Source organism: Sphingobium sp. TomTYG46 (assembly GCF_055396345.1).
Genome location: NZ_AP027325.1, coordinates 152,662 through 168,262 on the forward strand (window position 1 = coordinate 152,662; position 15,601 = coordinate 168,262).

11 protein-coding genes are annotated in these 15,601 nt (G+C 57.5%); 2 read left to right on the plus strand and 9 right to left on the minus strand.

Annotation, left to right across the window (positions count from 1 at the left end):
- Positions 1-140: 140 nt before the first annotated feature.
- Positions 141-910 (plus strand): IS5 family transposase gene (locus tag ACZ5YV_RS14100; protein WP_464788357.1). Its coding sequence is split into 2 segments (ribosomal slippage): positions 141-455 and positions 458-910, totalling 768 coding nucleotides; the frame shifts between segments, so codons are not numbered across the junction.
- A 13-nt stretch (positions 911-923) separates the two neighbouring features.
- Here the strand turns inward: ACZ5YV_RS14100 and ACZ5YV_RS14105 are convergent.
- A complete protein-coding gene (locus tag ACZ5YV_RS14105; RefSeq protein WP_464789704.1) occupies positions 924-3,182 on the minus strand; it encodes a glycoside hydrolase family 3 N-terminal domain-containing protein in 2,259 nt (752 codons plus the stop codon).
- A gap of 44 nt (positions 3,183-3,226) precedes the next feature.
- A complete protein-coding gene (locus ACZ5YV_RS14110) occupies positions 3,227-3,382 on the minus strand; it encodes a hypothetical protein (protein WP_464789705.1) in 156 nt (51 codons plus the stop codon).
- Between the two features lie 338 nt (positions 3,383-3,720).
- On the opposite strand from ACZ5YV_RS14110, the gene ACZ5YV_RS14115 reads away from it, so the two are divergent.
- Complete coding sequence (locus ACZ5YV_RS14115) at positions 3,721-4,008, plus strand: hypothetical protein (protein WP_464789706.1); 288 nt, start codon at positions 3,721-3,723, stop codon at positions 4,006-4,008.
- Between the two features lie 162 nt (positions 4,009-4,170).
- Here the strand turns inward: ACZ5YV_RS14115 and ACZ5YV_RS14120 are convergent, their stop codons facing one another.
- The 7 genes from ACZ5YV_RS14120 to xylB all read right to left on the minus strand — a co-directional run bounded on the left by ACZ5YV_RS14120 (position 4,171) and on the right by xylB (position 15,560).
- Complete coding sequence (locus ACZ5YV_RS14120) at positions 4,171-4,860, minus strand: TetR/AcrR family transcriptional regulator (RefSeq protein ID WP_464789707.1); 690 nt, start codon at positions 4,858-4,860, stop codon at positions 4,171-4,173.
- 159 nt (positions 4,861-5,019) lie between these two features.
- Entirely contained in the window at positions 5,020-6,480 is a 1,461-nt protein-coding gene (locus ACZ5YV_RS14125) for a GH39 family glycosyl hydrolase (RefSeq protein WP_464789708.1), read from the minus strand.
- Between the two features lie 109 nt (positions 6,481-6,589).
- Positions 6,590-8,959, minus strand: a complete 2,370-nt coding sequence (locus ACZ5YV_RS14130) for a glycoside hydrolase family 3 N-terminal domain-containing protein (RefSeq protein ID WP_464789709.1) — start codon at positions 8,957-8,959, stop codon at positions 6,590-6,592.
- Positions 8,960-9,147: 188 nt separating this feature from the next.
- Positions 9,148-11,517 (minus strand): TonB-dependent receptor, encoded by a 2,370-nt coding sequence (locus ACZ5YV_RS14135; protein WP_464789710.1) that lies wholly within the window; start codon positions 11,515-11,517, stop codon positions 9,148-9,150.
- A 380-nt stretch (positions 11,518-11,897) separates the two neighbouring features.
- Entirely contained in the window at positions 11,898-12,824 is a 927-nt protein-coding gene (locus ACZ5YV_RS14140) for an aldose 1-epimerase (RefSeq protein WP_464789711.1), read from the minus strand.
- Positions 12,794-14,107, minus strand: a complete 1,314-nt coding sequence (gene xylA / locus ACZ5YV_RS14145) for a xylose isomerase (protein ID WP_464789712.1) — start codon at positions 14,105-14,107, stop codon at positions 12,794-12,796. The genes ACZ5YV_RS14140 and xylA overlap by 31 nt, the downstream gene beginning before the upstream one ends.
- 10 nt (positions 14,108-14,117) lie before the next feature.
- On the minus strand, positions 14,118-15,560 hold the full coding sequence (xylB, locus tag ACZ5YV_RS14150) for a xylulokinase (protein WP_464789713.1): 1,443 nt from the start codon (positions 15,558-15,560) through the stop codon (positions 14,118-14,120).
- Between the last annotated feature and the right edge of the window lie 41 nt (positions 15,561-15,601).

The window sequence follows — 15,601 nt, forward strand, 5'->3', positions numbered from 1 at the left end:
TCTAATTATCTTTTTTCCGTGTCTTCCGAGACAGAAAATGATTCTATCTGCTTCGAACACGCTCTAGGTTACATACCCATAAACGGGATTTCCAACGGGCGTGATTTCTGATTCAGTTTCCCGATGAAGGGAGACTGGCTTTGGCGCGTTTTGATCTGACGGATTTCGAGTGGTCGGTGATCGAGCCGCTGCTTCCGACCAAGGTTCGCGGAGTGGCGCGGGTCGATGATCGGCGGGTACTGAACGGGATATTCTGGCGGTTGCGCACGGGTGCGCCCTGGGCGGACATTCCGGCACGCTATGGTCCGCACACGACCTGCGTGAACCGCTTCAACCGCTGGCGCAAGGCAGGTCATTGGGCGCGCATATTGCAAGCGGTGTCAGCAGCTTACGAAGGGGATATCCAGATGATCGACTCCTCGTCGATCCGTGTCCACCAGCACGCTGCCAACGCCCAAAAAAAGATGGCCGATCCCGTTGCATGGGTCGCTCGCGCGGCGGCCTGACCACCAAAATCCATGCACTGGTCGATGCGCTTGGCCTCCCCATCGGGCTAAAGCTGACCGAAGGACAGGCCCATGACGGACGATCGGCCGACGATATGCTTGATGGTCTTGGCAAAGGCTGCGTCCTGCTGGCCGACCGTGCCTACGATAGCGACGCCATGCGCAATGCCTTGGCGGCGCGCGGTGCATGGGCCTGCGTCAAGCCAATGCCAAACCGAAAACGCATCCCGGCTTTCAGCCCGTTCCTCTATCGCTACCGCAATCTCGTCGAACGCTTCTTCAACAAACTCAAGCATTTCCGAGCCATTGCCACCCGGTACGACAAGCGAGACGACAATTTCCTCGCCTCCGTCCAACTCGCCTCAATCAGGATTTGGTTGCGGCATAATGAGTCGGTGACCTAGGTGCGCCGTCAGGTCAAGCGACCTCAAACTCTTCCGCCAGCCCTGCCGCCTCAGCGGACTGCGCGATCCATAATTTGAACCGGCCAGCTTCGATCAGGGGCTTCAGATCGACGCCGATGAAGGCAAGGTCTGCGGCCCGCAAATTCAGCGTCACCTGTTGCGATTGGCCCGGCGCCAGTTCGACATGCCGGTAGGCCTTCAGCTCACGGATCGGCTGGGTGACGGTTGCGACGACATCCTGTACGTAGAGCTGCACCAATTCCCGGGCAGCATATTGCCCATGGTTGCTGACCGTCACCGTGACGCGTAGCTGGCCGTCCATCCCGATTTTCTTGGAAGAAAGAACGAGATCGGAATAGCTGATCTTTCCATAGGTCAGGCCATGACCGAATGGAAAGCGCGCCTCATATTTCGACGTGATATAGCGCGTGTTGTTTGGGCGGCCCGGCCTCCGGTGCGCATAATAATAGGGCACCTGCCCCGCCGAGATGGGGAAGCTGACCGGCAGGCGGCCGGACGGGCCAGTCGCGCCGAACAGGATATCGGCAGTGGCATTGCCCGTTTCCGAGCCCAGAAACCAGGTGACCAGAATCGCCGGAGCATCAAGGATCGCCCCTTCCAATGCCAGTGCCCTTCCATTCCGTAGGGCGACTATCATCGGCTTGCCGACTGCGGCGACCGCCTCTGCAAGGGCCTGTTGCGCAGGGGGCACGACAATCAGATCGCGCGATGCGGCCTCGCCGGACATCGCTTCGCGTTCTCCCACTGCAAGGATGACGATGTCGGCGGCACGGGCAGCTGCGACGGCAGCGTCAATACCGCCTTCAATGGGGCTGGTAATCTCGCTGCCCTTTACGATGCTGACCATCGAGGCGTCGGCAACGGCCGTCCGCACCGCGCTAGCCAGATCGACTGCTTCCTTGTTGTCCGCAAACAGCGTCCAGGGACCGTGCAAGTTGCTGGGTCCCTCGGCAAACGGCCCGATTATGGCGATGCGCTTGCCCTTGCGCGGCAGGGGCAGCAGATCTCCCTCATTCCTCAGCATGACGATCGATCGCCTGGCTGCCTCGCGCGCGAGCGACAGCGCAGGCTTTGTGCGCATGCGCGTCTGCTGGCGTTTCAGGTCCATGCGCCGGAACGGATCCTCGAACAGGCCGAGTTGTTCCTTCAGCGCGAGGACGCGGCCGACCGCTTCATCGACCCGCTCCATAGGCACTTCACCCGCCTGCACCAGCGAGGGCAGATGGTCGCGATAGATGCCACTCGCCATGCTCATGTCGAGCCCGGCCATGATTGCGATCCGCGCGGCGTCGCGGGCATCGGCGGCCAAGCCACGGGCCGCGATCTCTACATCGCCGTTATAGTCACCAACGACCAGTCCATCGAACCCCATCTCGCCGCGCAATATGTCAGTCAGATATTCGCGGCCGCCATGAATGGGGCGCCCTGCGATATCCTCAAACGCGGCCATGACGGTGGCGCAGCCCGCGTCGATGGCTGCCTGAAACGGCGGAAGATAGACTTCCCGTAGCGTCCGCTCCGAAATGTCGGCTGTATTATAATCCAGCCCGCTTTCCGCAGCGCCATAAGCGACGAAATGCTTCATGCACGCAGCAACCGATGCATCGTTCGAGAGCGAACGGCCCTGAAATCCCCGCGTCCGGGCGCGGGCCATGTCCATGGACAGAAGCACATCTTCGCCAGCGCCTTCGACTGTCCGGCCCCAACGGGCATCGCGGCCCACATCGACCATCGGTGCGAAGACCCAGTCGAACCCGGTTGCCGCCATCTCCTCCGCTGCTGCACGGGCAGTGCGCTCGGCAAGGTCGGGATCGAAACTCGCCGCCTCGGCCAGTGGAACCGGGAAGACCGTGCGATAGCCGTGAATGACATCGCCCGCGAAGATCATGGGGATGCCGAGCCGTCCCTTCATCGCGGCAGCCTGCAACTTGCGATGCGCATCTACGCCAAAGCCGTTGAAAACGCCGCCCAACCGTCCCGCCTGCGCATCGTCAACAAGATTTTCGACATTCTTGACTGCGGCAGCGGGGTTGATCTTGGCTGCGGCGGCGGAGGTCCAGGGGGTTGGCATCAGCGTCAGCTGCCCCGCCTTCTCCTCCATCGTCATCTGCGCAATCAGCGATTTCACACGGCTCGACAGCGGGCGGCGTACAGCCCCCATCGCCGCAGGAATGCCCGATGCCTGCCATGCGAAAAGGCATGCGGAGCTGATCAGGACAGATCGGCGGCTGATGGTGGTATCGCGGAACATCTCGGGCAAACTCCAATAAAAAAGGCAGGTGTGGCGGGCGCTCTTTACGAGCTGATTTCCTTGCCGCCGGTGCAGCGCGGTCCTTCCAGTCCGGCCGCCCAGGCGATCGCGCCAGTGATCATATCGCGATGCTGCGGCTCCTGATAGGTGGATGCGGCATGGCCCAGCGCGGAATAGAGGCACGCCCGTCGAGCACGCAATGCGTCCAGACCACCGGATGATCCTCACCCATGCGGATATTCCTAGGCTTGGTGATGCCTAACATCAGTCGACCGAAATTGCCTGGCCCCACGGCAAGCATGAACATCAATGACAGTCCGACCACCGCCAGGATGAGAGCCCCGGCCAAGAATCCAAGGACGCGGCGCACATTTTTTCTACCCCTAGCCATCATCGCTTCGGCCGTCTCTCTCCCACGAGATTAGTGTCGTTCAGCAGCGAGCAAGGCATACTCATACATCCACACACAAGTAAACAGTCTCGTTGCATTTTTTCGAGTTGCTGTTAGATGTTCTGCCATTCGTTGATGGAGAGTTGGATGATGAAGCAATTGATTCTAGCCGTGACAGTCCTGGCTATGACCCCCCTCCCCGCTTTCGCTCAAACGGCTTATTCAAGCTCGACGACGGAAATCGGCACGCTGCTGGACGATCCTGCGGCAAAGGCTATTCTGGAAAGGCATGTTCCTGGCATGACCACCAACGAGCAGGTCGATATGGCCCGGTCGATGACGCTGAAGGATATCCAACAATATTCGCCCGATCAGATCACCGACAAGGTGCTTACCGAAATCGACGCAGATCTTGCCAAGCTGAAGGCTAAGTAAAGCTAAAGCGTTTTCGAAACAGATGAAGTCGTCTTCTGGCTCGGAGAAAGCAGAAAACAAAAGATAGATAGAGCATAATCCGATTCAATGTGATCGGATTATGCTCTATTCGGCAGGCGGGGTATGAATATCCGGCCAATCTTGCTCATGCCGTTTAAGGCATTACCAACCTTCCCTGCCGCGCAGCAGAACATCTACGGCTTGTGAAGCAAATTCCGCTGCCTCGGCTGGACTGATGGTCCGTACCGTTTCCTCGGTCCTGCGCCACCCCTGTATCATGCTCAACAATTGTACGGCCGTTCGCCTCGGGTTTTTTGGAGGTACAGGATCATTCCGCGTACCTCTTATTATTTCCTCGGTCAGAAATTCGACTTCGTAGTTATAGCCTACCTGATAGAATGTTTCAGCAATTTCAGGAAATCGGTGCGCTGTTGTTGCAATTAACTGGCTAAATTTCTGAACTTCAGGACTGGCGAGCATATGGGTAAAGGTTTGCGCGTGTCGCCGCAGACTTTCCGGAAACTCTTCTGGTATGTCGCTATTACGTCTGCTGGCTTCGTCAGACCATGTTCGAACACGATCTTCGACGACTGCCTTCATCAATGCATCCTTGGTCGAATGCCGAATATATAGGGTTCTTTTTGAAACCCCTGCGGCTTGCGCCACGGCTTCCATCGACGTGGCTTCGTAACCGACCGAAAGGAACAATTCCTTCGCGGCCGATAAAATAGCCTCTTCGATCTCGCCAGCCTTTTTATTCGGCGGGCGTCCCATGCGTCTAGCGGGCGCGCTTCCGGAATCAAATTCTGCGCCTCCCCTTGAACCGCATTTCTCCGCTTCCTTCACCCGCATGTCCCGTTTTCGTTAGGCATATCCACTTATGAACACATCGCTTGAGCAGCAAGCCTTCCAAGGTCGATGGACGGCCTGTACCCCGAGCATCGTCCGATCAGACCGGATCGAACCATGCTCTATTCATTTTTGTTTTTCCGCATTTTCCGAACCAGCAGATCAGGCCGTCAATTCGATCAGGGCCAAACCTTCAGGCGGCAAGTCCAGCGTCAGGACGCCCTGCCCATCCAGGCGCCGCGTTTCCGGCGGAGCTAGTTCGGCCGATCGGCGAATCTGCTCGATCTGGTCCTTTTTGGGATATTGCGGCGAACCCAGCTCGCGCCATTTGGGAAGAGGCGAACCCCTCTCCTGATCGACATAGCTGACTTGCACGCTCTTGCCCGGAGCGGCTCCCTTGAGCCTGACCTCGATTTTTTTACGCTCGCCCGTGACGATCCGCTGGTTGCTCATGCCTGGAATGCCTGCAGGCTGCTTCACCTCGGCCAGGTTCCACACCAATGCCGCTGCCCCGTTTCGCGTCCTGCTGGCCAGAGTAGGCCCCGTCGCTGCCAGCCGGCGCTGGCCGAGCCGGTGCAACAATTTGTAGCTATTGAAAGCCGGCCGCGCGATGCCGCGTTGGGCCAGCATGCCCCATCCACCATCACCTTCCTTAAGGATGAAGTTGGGGAAGTTGATTTCCTCAAACACATTGCTGATGCACCATTGCGCCATGGCATGGCAGTAGGGCAGGCAACTGCTGATGATATGCGCAATCATCGCCGGGCTGTCTGACGACCATTCGGACAACCATAGTTCGGCATCCTTGTATCGCGTCGCGTCGATCTGGCTCCTGACCTTGGCCATGGCCGCCGGAATCACGTCCTTATGTGAATAGCGATTGGCCTCGCCGAACAGTTCCTTCTGATCGTCCCCGGCATAGATGTGCGTTGACACGAAATCGACAGGCAGATTTTCCTGCGCACAGAAGCCCAGGAATTCCGGAATCCACTGCGCCGCCGCAGAAGATGGCCCGCCAACGCGCAGCTTGGGATCAACTTCCTTGATTGCCCGTGCTGCGGCTTTGTACATGGCGAAATAATCGGCCTGCGTTCCGCTGAAGAACCAGTTGAGATTGGGCTCATTCCAAACCTCGAAATACCATTGGCGCACGGCAGAGGCCCCGTAACGGTCCAGCAAGTGACGCACGAAAACCTGAATGAAGGCGCCCCACGCCTCTGGAGAGGCCGGTGGACTGATGTTCGCGTCATAGGTGAAATTGAGCTTCTTATTCGCGCTGGCGAGCTTCTTGGGCATGAAGCTCAATTCGACAAAGGGCTGGACACCTCTGGCCAGAACGCCGTCATAGACATCATCGACATTCTGGAAGTTGGGGTCCTTGCCGTTCATGCCGCCAGGCCAGACACCCATATCATCGTTGAAGATGCCGTGGAAACGTACGCGCTCAAGCCCCGTTTCATTATGGAAACGCTCGAGATCGTGGCGCCAACTTTCGCGCAGCGTTACGGAAGCACGATCCGATCCGGCGCAACGGGACCAGATATGATCAAGCGCACCCACGTCACGGCGCAGATCAATCTCGACATGCTCGGTAGCAATTTGCCCAAACGCCGGCCTGGCCACAGCAGAAGCTGCCAAAGCTGCCGCACCGGCCCCGATGATTTCTCGGCGGTCCCACATCATTTTTACTCCTCAGGCAGCCGCGTTACGGCGCCCTCTCCAATTTCGCCGATCAAACGACCGTCAACTTTGCCGATTTCAGGCTGGCTGAACTGGACCCCGCGTGGATGGTGAAAGTTCCCGCTTCGACGACATAGGCCATATCGATGTTCCAGAAGGCCAGGCTATCGGAATCAAGACTGAACTTTACCGTGCGTTTCTCGCCGGGCTTCAATGTCACACGTTCAAACCCCCGCAGTTCCAAAACCGGGCGCGGCACGGAGCTTACATCGTCACGGACATAGAGCTGGACTACCTCATCGCCTGTTCTGGGACCGCTGTTGGTGACATCCACTTCCACTATGGCCGTCTCCCCGATTGCGATCGTGGATTTTGCGAGGCGAGGCGCGGAAATGTCGAATGTTGTGTAGCTGAGGCCATAGCCGAACGGGAATAGTGGCGCTATTTTGTTCTCAACATAGCGCTTGCCGGTCTTGGCCGATGGATGCTGATTGTAGAACATCGGCAGGTCACCGACCGAGCGCGGGAAAGTGACCGGCAGCTTCCCGCCCGGGTTGATCTTCCCAAACAGCACATCGGCGAACGCGTTCCCGCCTTCCTGTCCAAGGTACCAGCCCTCGATCAAAGCATTGGCCTTCTCAGCCAAGCGATTGACCGAAAGAGGGCGTCCATTGATCAACAAGGCGATTATGGGTTTCCCAGTCGCGATCATGGCTTCGACCAGCGCATCCTGATCGCCAAAGAGGTTGAGGGTGTTGCGATCGCCCGGCGCACCTCCATGAATCGCTTCTCGCGTAATTTCCGGAACGTCGCCAACGACGAGCAGTATTACGTCCGCCCGCTTTGCAACCTCCACAGCCTGAGTGATGCGCGCGGCATTCTCAGCAGGATCGGGGTACCGGGCAGCGCGAGCCGGCAAATGCTGGCCTGTTGGGTCAGGCTTGATGATCTGAACACCTTCAGCATGTTCGACGGATACCGCCGGACCAGCAGCCGCTTTCACACCCTCCAAAATCCCCACGGCTTGAGCGTTCACCGAGGAATATCCACCAAACAACGGCTCGACCGCATTGGGTCCGATCACCGCAATCCTTTGCGGCCTGGCGGTATTGATTGGCAATAGGCCGTCATTCTTGAGGAGCACTATCGATTTCTGCGCGACTTTGCGGGCAAGCGCCTTACTCGCCGGCGCATTGACCTGGCGCAGCGCGCGCGGTTTGCTGACATAGGGATTCTCGAACAGACCAGCTTCAAATTTCAACGCCAGAATGCGGGAAACAGCTACATCCAGACTCGCTTCGGGGATGCGACCGGACCGCACCAATTCGGGTAAACGGGCGTAGGCCTGGCCCTCAGGCAATTCAGCATCGACGCCCGCATGTACCGCCATCACCGCAGCCTCGTCATCATTCGCTGCCATATAATGTTGGGTGACGAGATTGGTGATGCCGCCATAGTCGCTGAAATAGGCGCCGCGAAAACCCAATCGCTCTCGGCCCGTGCGCTGGAGCAGTTCATAACTGGCATGTGAGGGAACGCCCTCAAGCTCGTTATAGGACGGCATGATGACAGCCGGGTCGGTTTTCTTGATCACCTGGGCAAAGGGCACGAGGAAATTTTCGCGCAGCGTCCGCTCACTCATGTCGGCGGGCGCGGTATTAAGCCCACCCTCGGGCGCCCCGTGGATGAAATGCTTGAGCGTCACGAATACCTTGTCCGCCGCCAGGGGGCGTGTCCCCTGCTGGCCACGCACGGACGCGATACCCATTTGACTCACCAGATAGGGATCTTCGCTGAAAAACTCCTCCACACGGCCAAATCGTGGATCACGGGCGAGGTCGAGGACGGGACTAAGCGCAACCGTTGCGCCCCGCATCCGAGCCTCGCGCCCTGCAAGTTCATAAGCCTGTTGCACCAAAGCTGGGTCCCACGTACTGCCCAGGCCCAAAGGAATTGGGAAGATCGTCGCGTCCCTTGCCTTAAGGCCATGAGCCGTCTCCTCATGGAACAGTGCGGGAATGCCCAGACGCGTGTTCTCGACCAAATGTCGTTGAATAGCGTTGACGAGGTCGATCGTCTCTCCAGGTGAACGGTAATTGTCCTTGGCTACACGCGTGGTTCCGTTGGTGTCACTCGGGTTGCCGATCTGACCGATGCCGTTCACGAAGACCTGCTTGGCCTTCTCCGGCGAAAATAGGTCGCCCTCTAGAAACAGCGATTTTGTGTAGGCGATCGACCGCATCTGCGCGGCTTTTTCTTCCAAAGTCATCCGGCTCAACAAATCGCGTACGCGATCTTCTATGGGAGCTTTCGCGTCGCGATATCGAGGCTTGCCCGCAACGTCGGCCATGGCCGTAACTGGCATCGCCAGAGCGGTTGAAGCGATGAACATGCGCCGCGTAATGGCGAGCCGGTCAGCCAAGGAATCCTCCGTTTAAAAAGTCACAGGCGCCCCGCAACCTAGTGAGCGGATCGTCATGTGAAAATCTTACAACAGGAAGAAAGGGAAAGTAAACAGAACCGTACCATTATATTCACGCGCCAACGATTTTTCCAGCGTCGAAGTACAAAAAGGCCCGCCAGCGCATAACGCTGGCGGGAGTGGAGAGTTTAGAAACGGAACGACCCGGAGATACCGAACTCCCGTGGATTGGTGAGGTTCACAGAGCGATATCCTGAATCGAAGATCACACCAGGGCCGCCCAGGACGTTGTTCCCGGTGATAGTGGCATTGTTGATGCTGATGTTAGTGACCTTGTTCTGATTCAGCAGGTTGCGGACAAAAGCCGATACTTCCCACTTGTTCGTATCTCCACCTCGCAAACCGACGAACAGGTTGATGAGTTCGCGATGAGGATAACGATACTGCTGATTATGAGAATAAACGCTCGGGCGATAGGTGATCAGGCCACGAATGAACGGCTGGATCGGCCCAGTTCCGAAGCGGTATTCGCTGTTCGCAGTGAGGCTGAAATCAGGCACGTCCGCAAGACGCGAGTTGCGCTGACAATAGCTGACGTTGTTGACTCCGCCGAATGCCGGATTGGGAACAACGATGGACTGATTGGTCACCGGATCCACCGTGTTGCACGGCAGGAGCGCATTTTTATAACGCGCCTTCACGTACGACATGCTGACTGAGACGTCCCAATTGTCCGTCGGCCGCCCCGCGAGCGTTGCCTCGACGCCCTTGACCGTAGCTTTGCCGTTATAATTATAATCAGCATTGGTGTCGACGGTGCCATCCGGCGGTCCAGCGAAGAAGCCAGGAAAGGGCTGGCTTCCCTGATCAGTAGCTATGCCAGTGAAGCGGGAGATGAAGTTATCGAACTTCTGGTAGAAGGCGGCAACGTCGAGCGACAAGCGACGGTCAAAAAAGGCTGACTTAAAGCCCACTTCAAAAGTATCGGCATGCTCCGCTTTGCTGATTGCCAGATCCTGACTGACATTTTGCGGTACGCCGACGCCTGCCGTCGGGGCACGGAATGAACGCCCATACGCTCCGTAGACGGTGAGATCCGGGGTAGCTTTGTAAGTCAGCGTGGCAGATCCAGTGAATGGATGCGATTTCTTCTCGAAATCTACAATCGGGAATGTTCCCGCTCCCGGAATGGAGATGGTCGCGAACTGCTTTCCGCTGATAACGGAATAACGGCCCGCCGCTTCAAAGGTCAGCTTGTCAGTAGGCTGGAGCCGAACGCTGCCGGCCACAGAGTAGCTTTCACCACTAACAGGAATGTCGATCAGGCCGGGGACAGGAAAAATAGGAGCCACAGGGACAGGGACACCGGGTACGCTGGGAATGTAATCCAACGGTTTATCGACTGTCACATTGCCGGTATTCTTGCTGTAAGTACCACCAATCGTCCAGTTGAAGAAGCCATCATTGTTGGACATCAACCGTAGTTCACCCGAGTCGACATTGTAGGGCGTACGTGTGATCTGCGTCGGCGCATAGTTGTGGATCGCATTCCCCGCGTCAAACTCCCCATATTGGGTGAGCTTGGTCTCCTGATGTCCGCCGACGAATGACAGCGTGACTGGACCCAGATCATATTTCGCATCCAGGGTGAGCAGATGGCTATTGTTGATGAAGCGGCTGCGCCCTTCTGCCAATGTATAGCGATCATCCAATGCGACCGGCGGATTGCCGATTACAGGATTGCCTGCACCAAAGACCTGCGGGTACAGAATATTATCAGCATTCAAATACTGATACATCACGTTGATGTCGAAGCCGTCCGTCGGCTGAAACGCAACCGACAGCCGGGCGCTTTCGGTACGACTTTGCGAACGGTCGCCACGAACGATGTTGCGCACCTGGTTCAACCGGTTGCCATCGACCAGCATCGAGGCGCGTATGGCAAGCTTGTCCTCGATTACCGGCAGCGATACGCCGCCCTGTACGTTGTAGCCGGCATCTTCGGTCGCACTGCCCTGTACATAGCCCTCGATCTTATTGAGGTTCGCGCGGCGAGTCCGAATGGTAATGGCACCCGATGGAGCCGTACGGCCGCGCAGGCCGCCCTGCGGTCCGCGCAAGACTTCGATCTGATCAATGTCGTAAATAGCAGTGAAAGCCGTTTGCGCATCGATTGGAACTTCGTTGAAGTAAAGATCAACTGCCGGTCCGGTCCCCTGGTCAGGGTCGAAGTTTACGCCACGCAGAGTTGCGGAGTTCGCACGACCATTGTCGTTGCGCAGTTCAAGGCCTGGAGCAAGCTGCTGCACATCTTTGACATCGAAAATTTTAAGGCGTTCGATCTGATCGCCTGTCGCGACGTTGATGCTCATCGGAACATTCTGCAACGACTCGGCCCGGCGTGTGGCGGTCACGACGATTTCGGCGCTGGATTGATTAGCCCCTGTCGAAACGTTGCCATTCGCTTCCTGAGCCCAGACGGGCGCCGACAGGCCGCAAGCTGCGCCGGTTGCGAGCAATAGCGATAATGTGTGTTTACGCAAATTCCTTTGCATCATCCTCTCCCCATAGATTGTTCGAACTAACTTTTCATGTTTGGCTGAGCTTTGCCGAAAGCACCGTTTTTCAGCTTCACCCGAAAAAGCCCAAACCTAACCAATATTGCTGTGTCGCCGCACATGACCTGAGAAACCGCTGTCGCTATGACGTATCTAAGCGCAGCGTTGCACTTGACGCTTACGCCTCTTGGGACAGGCTTTGGTAGCGCTATCTTTATAATCGAAGCGTAACGTTAGCTTCTCGTTGATTCCCCTTTTTTGTGTGACGGAAGAAACCTGACGCAACGAAGTGCAAAAGTAAACTGGGCCGGAGATTTTTTTCTGGGTGTTGCTATTTGCCAACAAAAACAGAGGATCGACGGGCTGATAGCCATTTTCGCTTATCCATGCAGTTTGCCTAGCGCCGAGCCCTGAGAATAGGGCTTGCTTCTGTTCCTAGTGGCGCGAAACGACGTTACCACTGCAAAGCTCTCCTCCGGTTTTAGCCATTTGACGTCATCAGGTGAAGAGTTGAGAGCGTTAGTCGCGTGGCTAACTGGCTCGACGCAGATAAAATTCTGCCCCTCCGGCGTATAGACTACCGTGTGAGGCAGCGCATCTCCTGGTTGGATTACGAGCGACAAATTCCGGGAAGGCCATGTAACTGACAAGATCCCCTGCCGGTTCGTGTAAACAGTATCCACTCGGCGCTCTTCCACGTTGCGGCCGCCCCACCAATCAATTGCCCACTCTCTAAGATCCAAGTCTTGCGGGAGACAGTCTCCATCATTTCGCCACTCGCCATGATGCAGCCCATAATAGACCGTGTTGCAATCCCGAGGGAAATAAGGATGAAATCCCAGCCCTGCGGGCATCAGGCTTTGACCATGATTTATTATTTTCAGCCCGATCGTTAGCCCTTCCTCGGTTAGTTCAAACTGCTGCTCGGCATAATATGGCCAGGGCCATTCCCCTCCCAAATAGTGATGGCCAAGCGTAACGCTGTTCGCATCAGAGTGTTCGACAGTCCAAGACGCCAACCATCCAAATCCATGCAGTGTATGCGGATGGTCTGAACCGGGGAAGTTCGGTCTCAACTGCACTTCGCGCCCATTGGCCTGGAAGCGGCCAAAGGCGATCCGGTTTGAAAAGGGCACTAACGGAAAACAGGCGACGTCCAATATTGTAGGACCGCAGGCTGGGCGCAGCAACGCTTCACCCCGCCACTCGAACGCCAAGATCGAGCCGCCACGTTCCGGCTCCAACAAAAGGCGGTAATCGCCTGCTCGGATCTCCATCAGAAGCGGTTCACCATATTTTCCAGCCACTCCTGGCGGCCCGATCGCGACTGCGGCGCCAGATCGCGGGAAACCGCAATGTCGGCGATCGAAGCGAGCGTCGCATTATTGGAATGAACGGCCCGGCCTAAATCTTCCTTCCAGCCAGAATAGCGTTCCGCACGGAACGCGTCGACGCGGCCATCCTCGATGATCGCCGCCGCCTTGATGAGCGCATGCGCGACCGTGTCGATCCCGCCAATGTGGCCGTGGAAAAGATCGACCGCGTCTACGCTCTGCCTCCGCACCTTTGCGTCGAAATTGAACCCCCCGTCGTTGAAGCCTCCCGCACGGATAATCTCCAGCATGGCCAGGGTCAGTTCCTCGACCGAATTGGGAAATTGGTCCGTGTCCCATCCATTTTGGTGATCGCCGCGGTTTGCATCGATCGATCCAAAGAGGCCAAGCGCCCGTGCCATGGCGATTTCATGCTCAAATGTGTGGCCTGATAACGTGGCGTGGTTCGCCTCAATGTTCACGCGAACTTCGCCTTCCAGGCCGAAGCGCTTCAAGAAGCCATAAACGGTCTGAGTATCGAAATCATATTGATGCTTGGTCGGCTCGTGCGGCTTGGGCTCAATCAGGATCGTTCCTTTGAAGCCAATGCGATGTTTATGATCGACGACCAGGCTCAAGAAACGGCCGAAATTTTCCTGCTCAATGCTGATTTCCGTATTGAGGATCGTATCATAACCTTCGCGACCGCCCCACAATACATAGTTGGCTCCGCCCAAACGATGGGTAGCTTCCAACGCGTCTCGGACCTGGCTCGCGGCCCAGGCGTATACTTCGGGATCCGGATTGGTTGCCGCGCCCGCCATATAGCGGGGATGGCTGAACAGGTTGGCCGTGCCCCACAACAGTTTGCGGCCATGCAGGGCCTGCAGTTGCTCCAGATGATCAACCGCCTCGGCAAAACTTTTGCGAAAATCGCCGATCGTGTCGGCATCCGCCATCACATCGACATCGTGGAAGCAGTAGAAGGGCACGTCGAGCTTTTCGATGAAAGAAAGCGCTGCCTCTCGTTTCGATCGCGCCGCCGACGCGTCGTTGGCACCTGCATGCCAGGGGCGCCGGAAGGTGCCGCCGCCGAAAACATCGCTCCCCGGCCAGCAGAAGCTGTGCCAGAAACACACGGCGAAGCGCAGATGGTCTTCCATGCGCTTGCCCAATATGACACGATCCTTGTCGTACCAGCGGTAGGCAAGGTCGTTGGCGCTTTCCGGTCCTTCATAGCCGATGGTCGGGAATTCAGCGAAATAACTGGCGGACACGAATTTCTCCTTACAAAGACTTGAGGGCCAAATAGGCCGCTCTGAAACGGGCAAGCCGCGGTGCGAGACGATCGGCGAGCGCCGCATCGGGCTCTATGACGTCCGAAATAGATGGGCGGGTACAAGCTTCAGCGGCGCTTGCTCCGGTCACGGCCATGTGGGCAAGTTTGGCCGCCCCCAGCGCAGGCCCCACTTCTCCACCTTCCAAATAGGCCAGGCGCACGTTCAGTGCGGCTGAGATGATCGAACCCCAATAGCGCGATCGCGCGCCGCCGCCGATGACCGCAAGCTCCTCGATCGTTGTACCCGCTTGGCGCAGTACAGCGATACCGTCCGCATGCGCAAAGGCCACGCCTTCCAGAACGGCCGCTGCAATGCGCCTTCGATCCGTTTCATTGTCGATGCCCAGCACAGCGCCGCGAATATGCGAGTCATTGTGTGGCGTACGCTCGCCCGAAAGATACGGTAAAAACAGTTCAGGCCCCACTCCGCTGCCAGCCTCTTGCGCCAACGCGAAGAAACCGGCGGGGCCGTCCGCCCCTACCGCCTTCACGCCCCAGTCGATGCAGGACGCCGCGGACAAATGTACGCTCATCTGGTGCCACGTCGCTGGCAGGCAGTGGCAGAAGGCATGTACCGCTCCATCGGGGTTCGGCCGAAAGGCGCTTGTAGCGACGAAAATAACGCCTGAAGTGCCAAGCGACAGCAGCGCGTCCCCTTCGTTGACCACTCCAATGCCAGCGGCGCCCGCTGCGTTGTCGCCCCCCCCAGCTGCCACCGGTACGGCGCCCATGCCCCACCGCGCGGCCACCTCGGGACGCAACACGCCCGTGATCCCATTGCCCTCGAAAAGGACAGGCATGTGCTGCCGCGAAAGCCCGGTGGCGGCCAGCATAACGTCGCTCCAGTCGCGTGCCCCCACATCAAGCCACAATGTCCCGGCGCTATCCGACAGATCGGACGCCATCTCGCCGGTCATGCAAAGGCGCACATAATCCTTGGGCAGCAGCACCTTGTGGACCCGATCGAAAATTTCAGGCTCATGCTCCCTCACCCACATCAACTTTGGCGCGGTGAAGCCTGGCATGGCAAGATTCCCCGTAATCGCGCGCGATGCCGGAATCTCCTCCTCTAGCTTTCGGCATAATTGAAAGCTGCGTCCATCATTCCACAGGATGGCGGGACGAAGCGGCTTATGATCCGCACCCAGCAGCGTCGCGCCATGCATCTGTCCGGCGAGCCCGATTCCCTGTACCCGTGCGCGCAAGTCATCCGGCAGCGCAAGAATGGCGGCTTCGGTTGCCTGCCACCAGTCCTCGGGATCTTGCTCAGACCATAAAGGGAAAGGCCGTGATACATCTAACGGCGCATTCCCAGTCGCCAGCACTTTGCCATCCTGCGCGGCTATCACGGCTTTAACGCCCGATGTGCCAATATCTATGCCGAGAAACATCTCGCTAAACCCTCTCCTAGCCTGCGTAGGTAGCGCTAACA

Coding starts and splice junctions, on each gene's coding strand:
- xylB (WP_464789713.1), bottom strand. CDS start 15,560: ATGTTTCTCGGCATAGATATTGGCACATCGGGCGTTAAAGCCGTGATA.
- ACZ5YV_RS14120 (WP_464789707.1), bottom strand. CDS start 4,860: ATGCGGGTGAAGGAAGCGGAGAAATGCGGTTCAAGGGGAGGCGCAGAA.
- ACZ5YV_RS14115 (WP_464789706.1), top strand. CDS start 3,721: ATGATGAAGCAATTGATTCTAGCCGTGACAGTCCTGGCTATGACCCCC.
- ACZ5YV_RS14105 (WP_464789704.1), bottom strand. CDS start 3,182: ATGTTCCGCGATACCACCATCAGCCGCCGATCTGTCCTGATCAGCTCC.
- ACZ5YV_RS14135 (WP_464789710.1), bottom strand. CDS start 11,517: ATGATGCAAAGGAATTTGCGTAAACACACATTATCGCTATTGCTCGCA.